The sequence below is a fragment of the Actinomadura rifamycini DSM 43936 genome, from assembly GCF_000425065.1.
Classification (GTDB): Bacteria; Actinomycetota; Actinomycetes; order Streptosporangiales; family Streptosporangiaceae; genus Spirillospora; species Spirillospora rifamycini.
Genome location: NZ_AULB01000024.1, coordinates 136336 through 143492, shown reverse-complemented (window position 1 = coordinate 143492; position 7157 = coordinate 136336). Strand labels below are relative to the sequence as shown.

Annotated in this window: 6 protein-coding genes; 1 reads left to right on the top strand and 5 read right to left on the bottom strand. The window is 73.1% G+C overall.

Annotation, left to right across the window (positions count from 1 at the left end):
* On the bottom strand, window positions 1-1405 hold a 1405-nt coding region (locus tag H505_RS0123285), incomplete at its 3' end, for a maltotransferase domain-containing protein (protein ID WP_034519483.1).
* A 421-nt stretch (window positions 1406-1826) separates the two neighbouring features.
* Between H505_RS0123285 and glgP the strand changes: the two genes are divergently transcribed.
* The gene (glgP, locus tag H505_RS0123280) at window positions 1827-4421 is read left to right on the top strand and encodes an alpha-glucan family phosphorylase (RefSeq protein WP_026403898.1); all 2595 of its coding nucleotides are present in this window, start codon (window positions 1827-1829) and stop codon (window positions 4419-4421) included.
* Here glgP and H505_RS48015 read toward each other — a convergent pair.
* Genes H505_RS48015 through H505_RS43885 form a run of 4 tightly spaced genes read right to left on the bottom strand, consistent with a single transcriptional unit; the run spans window position 4418 to window position 7031 of the window.
* Window positions 4418-5026 (bottom strand): hypothetical protein, encoded by a 609-nt coding sequence (locus H505_RS48015; protein ID WP_157433097.1) that lies wholly within the window; start codon window positions 5024-5026, stop codon window positions 4418-4420. The two genes, glgP and H505_RS48015, sit on opposite strands and share 4 nt — an antisense overlap.
* Window positions 5023-5262 (bottom strand): helix-turn-helix transcriptional regulator, encoded by a 240-nt coding sequence (locus H505_RS0123270; RefSeq protein WP_051301075.1) that lies wholly within the window; start codon window positions 5260-5262, stop codon window positions 5023-5025. The genes H505_RS48015 and H505_RS0123270 overlap by 4 nt, the downstream gene beginning before the upstream one ends.
* Window positions 5263-5286: 24 nt before the next feature.
* Window positions 5287-6144, bottom strand: a complete 858-nt coding sequence (locus tag H505_RS0123265) for an ABC transporter permease (RefSeq protein ID WP_026403896.1) — start codon at window positions 6142-6144, stop codon at window positions 5287-5289.
* On the bottom strand, window positions 6141-7031 hold the full coding sequence (locus H505_RS43885; protein ID WP_051301074.1) for an ABC transporter ATP-binding protein: 891 nt from the start codon (window positions 7029-7031) through the stop codon (window positions 6141-6143). The genes H505_RS0123265 and H505_RS43885 overlap by 4 nt, the downstream gene beginning before the upstream one ends.
* Window positions 7032-7157: the final 126 nt, after the last annotated feature.

The following is a 7157-nucleotide window of genomic DNA, read 5'->3' as shown; positions in this document are numbered from 1 at the left end:
AGGGGGCGGCGGGCCCTGAGAGGTGGGTGAAGTAGTCGCGGAGTTCGTCGGCGGAGTTGCGCCAGGTGAAGTAGGTGTAGGACTGGTGGAAGCCGATTTTGGCGAGGGTGTGCATCATGGCGGGGCGGGTGAAGGCTTCGGCGAGGAAGAGCACGTCGGGGTCGGTGGCGGCGATGTCGGCCAGGAGGCGTTCCCAGAAGGGGACGGGTTTGGTGTGGGGGTTGTCGACGCGGAAGATCCGCACGCCGTGGTCCATCCAGTGCCGGACGATGCGTTTGATTTCGTCGTAGAGGCCGTCGGGGTCGTTGTCGAAGTTGAGGGGGTAGATGTCCTGGTATTTCTTCGGCGGGTTCTCGGCGTAGGCGATGGACCCGTCGGCGCGGGTGGTGAACCATTCGGGGTGCTCGCTCACCCAGGGGTGGTCGGGGGAGCACTGCAGCGCCAGGTCCAGGGCGACTTCGAGGCCGTGGTCGTTGGCGTGGGCGACGAACGCGTCGAAGTCCTCGATGGTGCCCAGGTCGGGGTGGACGGTGTCGTGGCCGCCGTCGGCCGACCCGATGGCCCAGGGGGATCCGGGGTCGTAGGGGCCGGCGTCCAGGGTGTTGTTGGGGCCTTTGCGTTCCGTTCTGCCGATGGGGTGGATCGGGGGGAGGTAGACGACGTCGAAGCCCATGTCGGCGATGGCGGGGAGGCGTTTCATCGCGGTGCGGAAGGTGCCCGACATGGGCGGGCGGCGGCCCATCGGGTCGAAACTCGCGCCTTCGGAGCGGGGGAAGAACTCGTACCAGGCTCCGTAGAGGGCCCGCTCCCTATGCACGATGAGGGGGAACCATTCCCCGGCGGTGCCCAGGTCCCGCAGCGGATGACGCTCCAGGATCTCGCGGGCCTCCGGGTCGGCGGCCGCGTCCATCCGGTCGCGGACCGGGACCGTCTCGTCGGCGAGGCGGCCGGCGATCCGGGCGAGGACGGCCGCGTCCTTGGACGGGACGGCGTCGGCCGCACGCTCGAACAGCCGCGCGCCCTCGGCGAGCATCAGTTCGACGTCCTGGCCGGGCGGGATCTTGATCTGGGCGTCGTGCCACCAGTGCGCGACCGGGTCGCCCCACGCCTCCACCCGGAACGACCACAGCCCCTGCTCGGTCGGCGTCACCAGCGCGGCGAACCGGTCGGTGCCCGCGGCGACCTCCCGCATCCGCGCCGGCGGGCACTCCTCCCCGTCCGGAGTCCGCAGCACCACCGCCGCGCCCAGCATCTCGTGCCCCTCGCGGAACACCGTCGCCGACACCTCGAACGTCTCGCCCACCACCGCCTTGGCGGGCCACCGGCCGCACCCCACCACCGGCTCCACGTCCGTGATCGGTATACGGCCGATCCCCGGAGACCCGAGCCCCGGAAAAGCGGTCATATGGGACGTTCCGGACTCGACGTGCATGTGGCATCCCCTACCCGTGCGAGGCCATCGAAACGTCCATGCCCGCGAGTGCGGGCTTACCGCCCTGTAGCTTTGTGTAACTTTGGGTAAGTGATCCGCCACTCGACGCATACGTTAGGAAGGGCGCGATCCGGTTAGGGGATGGTCGCCTCGCGCCGATCGCGCCGCGGCCGGACGCCCGCATACCGTGACGGCGGGTGACGTCCGCGCCGCGGAACCTTGTGGCTACGCTGGGTGATGATCGGGTTTCGTCTCGAGACCGGAAGAAGCAGAAACGGAGCCGTTCGTTGAGGAACCGCGCGCACCCGGGGTGTTCGGGCTTCGGCCGGACGCCCCTTCGCGGAGTCCGGATTCCTCCCCGGTCCGGAGGCCGGGGCATCTCCTGGAGGAACCCGTGAAGGCGATACGACGCTTCACCGTCCGCACCGTCCTTCCCGAGCCGCTGACGCAGCTCGAGGAACTCGTCCTCAACCTGCGCTGGTCCTGGCACCACGAGACGCTCGACCTGTTCCGGGCCGTGGATCCCGCGCTGTGGAAGGCCGTCGACCACGACCCCGTCCGGCTGCTCGGCGAGGTGTCCCCGGAGCGGCTGGACCGCCTCGCCGAGGACCGCCGGTTCCTGCGCCGCCTCCGGGACGCCGCCGAGGAGCTGCGCGAGTACCTGACGGCGCCCCGCTGGTACCAGTCGCGGCCCGGCGTGCCGTCGTCCATCGCGTACTTCTCGCCGGAGTACGGCATCACCGCGGCGCTGCCGCAGTACTCGGGCGGCCTCGGCATCCTGGCGGGCGACCACCTGAAGACCGCCAGCGACCTCGGCGTCCCGATCATCGGGGTCGGCCTGCTGTACCGGCACGGGTACTTCTCGCAGTCGCTGTCGCCGGACGGCTGGCAGCTCGAGCGGTACCCGCCGATCGACCCGAACGGGCTGCCGCTCACCCTGCTGCGCGAGAAGGACGGCTCGCCGGTGCGGGTCCGCATCGGGCTGCCCAAGGGCGGGCCGCTGCACGCGCAGGTGTGGCTCGCCCGCGTCGGCCGCGTCCCGCAACTCCTGCTGGACTCCGACGTCGAGGAGAACGAGCCGTCCGCCCGGGACGTCACCGACCGGCTGTACGGGGGCGGCGGCGACCACCGGCTGCTGCAGGAGATGCTGCTCGGCATCGGCGGGGTCCGCGCGATCCGCGCGTACTGCCGCATCACCGGGCACGCGGCCCCCGAGGTGTTCCACACGAACGAGGGCCACGCCGGGTTCCTCGGCCTGGAACGCATCCGGGAGCTGGTCGCCGAGCACGGCCTCGCCTTCGACGAGGCCCTGGAGGCGGCCCGCGCGGGCACCGTGTTCACCACCCACACGCCCGTCCCCGCGGGCATCGACCGGTTCCCGCGCGAACTGGTCGGGCGGTACTTCGGCGGGGCGAACGAGGAACCGGCGGTGCCCGTCGACCGGATCCTCGCGCTCGGCGCCGAGGACTACCCGGGCGGCGACCGGACCGTGTTCAACATGGCCGTCATGGGCATGCGGCTCGCGCAGCGCGTCAACGGCGTCAGCGAGCTGCACGGGCGGGTCAGCCGGGAGATGTTCGGCGGCCTGTGGGGCGGGTTCGACACCGCCGAGGTGCCGATCGGGTCGATCACCAACGGCGTCCACGCGGGCACCTGGGTGGCCCGCGAGATCCAGGAGCTCGCCGCCCGCGAGATCCCGTCGCTCGTGGAGACCGGCAGCGGCTGGGAGGAGATCCTGTCCCGCCCGGGCACCGAGCTGTGGCGGGTGCGGGGCCTGCTGCGCCGCCGCCTCGTCGCGGACGCGCGGCGGCGGCTGCGCGAGTCGTGGCGGCAGCGCGGCGCGAGCGAGGCCGAGACGTCCTGGACCGACGACGCCCTCGACCCCGACGTCCTGACGATCGGGTTCGCGCGGCGCGTCCCGTCCTACAAGCGGCTCACGCTGATGATGCGCGACCCCGCCCGGCTCCGCCGCATCCTGCTGGACCCGCGGCGCCCCGTGCAGATCGTCATCGCCGGGAAGGCGCACCCGGCCGACGAGGGCGGCAAGCGGCTCATCCAGGAGATCGTCCGGTTCGCCGACGCCGAGGACGTCCGGCACCGCATCGTGTTCCTGCCCGACTACGACATGGACCTCGGACGCCTCCTCGTGCAGGGCTGCGACGTGTGGATGAACAACCCGCTGCGCCCGCTGGAGGCGTGCGGCACGTCCGGGATGAAGGCCGCGCTGAACGGCGCGCTGAACCTGTCGGTGCGGGACGGCTGGTGGGACGAGTGGTACGACGGGCAGAACGGCTGGTCGATCCCGTCCGCCGACGGCCTCGCCGCCCCGGACCGGCGCGACGACCTGGAGGCCGCCGCGCTGTACGAGCTGATCGAGGACCACGTCGCCGTCACGTTCTACGACCGCGACTCCGCCGGGCTGCCGCGCCGCTGGCTGGAGATGGTCAAGCACACCATCGCGACCCTCGGGCCGAAGGTCCTGGCGACCCGGATGGTCCGCGACTACGTCGAGCGGTACTACACCCCGGCGGCGGGGTCGGCGCGCGCGATGGCCGCCGACGGGTACGCGGGCGCCCGCGAGCTGGCCGCGTGGAAGCGGCGGGTCGCGCGGGCGTGGCCGGGCGTCACCGTCGAGCACGTCGACGGCGGCGGGGACGAGAGCCCGCACGTCGGCGCGCGGCTGCCGGTCCGGGTCGTGGTCGACCTCGGCGGGCTCGACCCCGGCGACGTCGCCGTCGAGGTCGCCTACGGGCGGGTCGACGCGTCCGACACGCTCGTCGACCCGGCGTACCTGGAGCTCGGCGGCGCGGAGAAGGCCGACGGCGGGCGGCTCCGGTACGCGGGGGAGATCCCGCTCGCCCGCAGCGGAGCGTTCGGCTACAGCGTCCGCGTCGTGCCGAGCCATCCGCGGCTGTCGGGACGGGCCGAGCCGGGGCTGGTCGCGCTGCCGCCCGCGCCGCACGGCATGACGAACGGCGACCTGCGCTAGCGGCCCCCGCCGCCGGGCCCGCCGGGCCCCTGCTCGCCGTCCTCGCCGTCCTCGCCGTCCTCGTCCTCGTCGTCGGGCGGCGGGTCGGGCAGCCGCCAGCCGGCGACGAGGACGGGCAGCGCCAGGTGCGTGCTGAACAGCGCCACGACGCCGGTGACGATCGCGGCCATCGGGATGAACGTGTCGCGGTCGCCCTCGACGGCCAGCACCGCGAGCATGAGGACGACCAGCAGCAGGAGCATCGCCCGGTGCGCGATCGTGTACGCGCGGAGCCGGTCGGCGACCTGCCGCTCGTCGAGCCGGTCCTCGGCCAGCGAGGTCGTCCCGCGGGTGGCGATGTTCAGCGCGCCGTACACCGGAACCACGATCACGACGTAGCCGATGAACAGCCCGATCGTCCAGTACATGGCGGTGTCGCTGGGCGCCAGGTGCCACGACACGACCGTCCCGGCCCACGGCATCGCCAGCCCCAGCCCTCCCGCCGCGGCGGTGACGCGTCGGCGCGTCCGGGTCCGGTGCCAGGACCGCAGGCGGTCTTCCTCGAGCCCCTGCTCCTGGGTCCTCGCCCAGCGTTCGGCCAACCGCCGCACTCTCGCCTCCTTCACCCGGCGCTCCCCAGCCTCGGGAACGGCGCCAGCGAGAATACGACCTCCACCGGCACCTCGAAGAATTCCGCGATCCGCAGCGCGAGGTGCAGGCTGGGGCTGTACTCGCCGCGCTCCAGGTACCCGACCGTCTGGTAGTGGACGCCCAGTGCCTTCGCCAGATCGCGGCGCGACACGCCCCGCTCGGCGCGCAGCACCGCGATCCGGTTGTAGACGGTCTCCTTGTCCCCTGCCACCGCCCCAGTCTCCCGCAAACCCGCTCAGAGCGCGCCCTGCGCGGCGCGCCTCTCCTGGGCCCGCGCCAGCCGCGTCCCCGACTCGCGGCGCGCGGCGCGCAGCAGCAGGACGGGCGCGAGCAGCAGCCCGAGCAGCGACCAAGCGCCCAGCACCGCCGCGGCCTCGGCGAGCCGCCAGCTCCCGCCGATCTCGGCGGCGAGCATCGCGTCGGGCAGGAACACCGACCGCAGCCCGAGCCCCTGCCAGTACAGCGGGAACACCTGCGCGACCCACTGGACGGGCTCCGGCATCGCAGTCACGGGGAACATCACGCCCGAGACGAGCATCAGGCCCATCATCGGCAGCGACAGGATGCCGGCCGCGTTGCGCGCGCCCGGCAGCAGCGCGCCGAGCGCGGCGCCGAGCGGGACGACCGACAGCGTGCCGAGGACGAGCACCCACGCCAGCGTCACCCAGTCGCCGGCGGCGGTGGGCAGGTCGAGCCCGCCGAACGCGGCGCCCGCGGCGAGCATCAGCACGACGTACGTCGCGATCTGCGCGAGGACGTACACCGCGCGCCCGACCAGGTACGCGGGGATGCCGTTCGGGACCGTCCGCATCCGCAGCAGCGTCCCCTCCTCGCGGTCCGCCGCGATCGACATCGGGAGGTTCAGCAGCCCCGCCGTGTACACCGCGAACGCGATGAACCCGGCCGTCATCAGCACGGCCTGCGACGCGCCCGCCGCGCCCTCCACGTCGTGCCCGCCCTGCCACAGGACGAGCGCCAGGTAGACGCCGACCGTCCCGATCATCGCGCTGGCGAACTCCTGCCGGCTGCGCAGGAACTGCATGTACTCGGCCCGCCCCCGGCGGAGCCCGATCTTCGCGACCCGGGTGTTCACGCCGCCCTCCCGCTCTCCTCGATGGTGAATCGCCCGCCGTCCCCGCCGCCCGCGACCAGGCCGAGGTAGGTGTCCTCCAGGGACGCCCGCCGGACCTCCAGTCCCGGCACCGGACCGCCGAACCTGCGGTGCAGCTCGAACGCGAGCCGCGACGGGTCGGACGTCCGCTCGCCGCGGAGCTCGCCGCCCTCGATCCAGCGGACCTCCGACGACGCCCGCGCGGTCGCCGCCAGGCTCGCCGGCGTCCCGCACGCCCTGACCTCGCCGCCGACCAGGACCGCGATCCGGTCGGCGAGCCGCTCGGCCTCCGCGAGGTCGTGCGTGGTGAGCAGCACCGCCATGCCCTCGTCCCGCGCGAGCCGCTCGACCAGCTCGTGGAACTCGCGGCGCGCCTGCGGGTCGAACCCGGTCGTCGGCTCGTCCAGGAAGAGCAGCTCGGGGCGGCCGACGATGCCGAGCGCGACGTCCAGCCGGCGGCGCTGCCCGCCCGACAGCCGGGAGACCGTCTGCCCGGCCTGCCCGGTCAGGCCCATGATTTCCAGCAGCTCGTCGGGGTCGCGCGGCCGCTCGTACAGCGACGCGACGTGCGCGAGCAGCTCCCGGGCGCCCCAGCGGGAATGGTCCCGCCAGTTCTGCAGGACGATCCCGAGCCGCGCCCGCCACGCGTTGCCGCCCGTCCCGGGGTCGGTCCCGAGCACCCGGACGTCGCCGGACGACCGCAGCCGGAACCCTTCGAGGATCTCGATGGTCGTCGTCTTGCCCGCCCCGTTCGGCCCGAGCAGCGTCACGACCTCGCCCGCCGCGACGTCCAGGTCGACCCCGCGCAGGACCTCCGTGCGCCCGTACGTCATGCGCAGGTCGCGGGCCCGCACCACCGGCTCGCTCATCCGTCCCCCTCCATAGTGGACCTCGGATCAAATGCCGTGCTTCTGCTGCAGAAGATAGCAGAAGTACTACATCCCATCGCACTAGTGCGAGGGGCGGGGGCGCGGTCGCGCCTCGTATACAGCGCC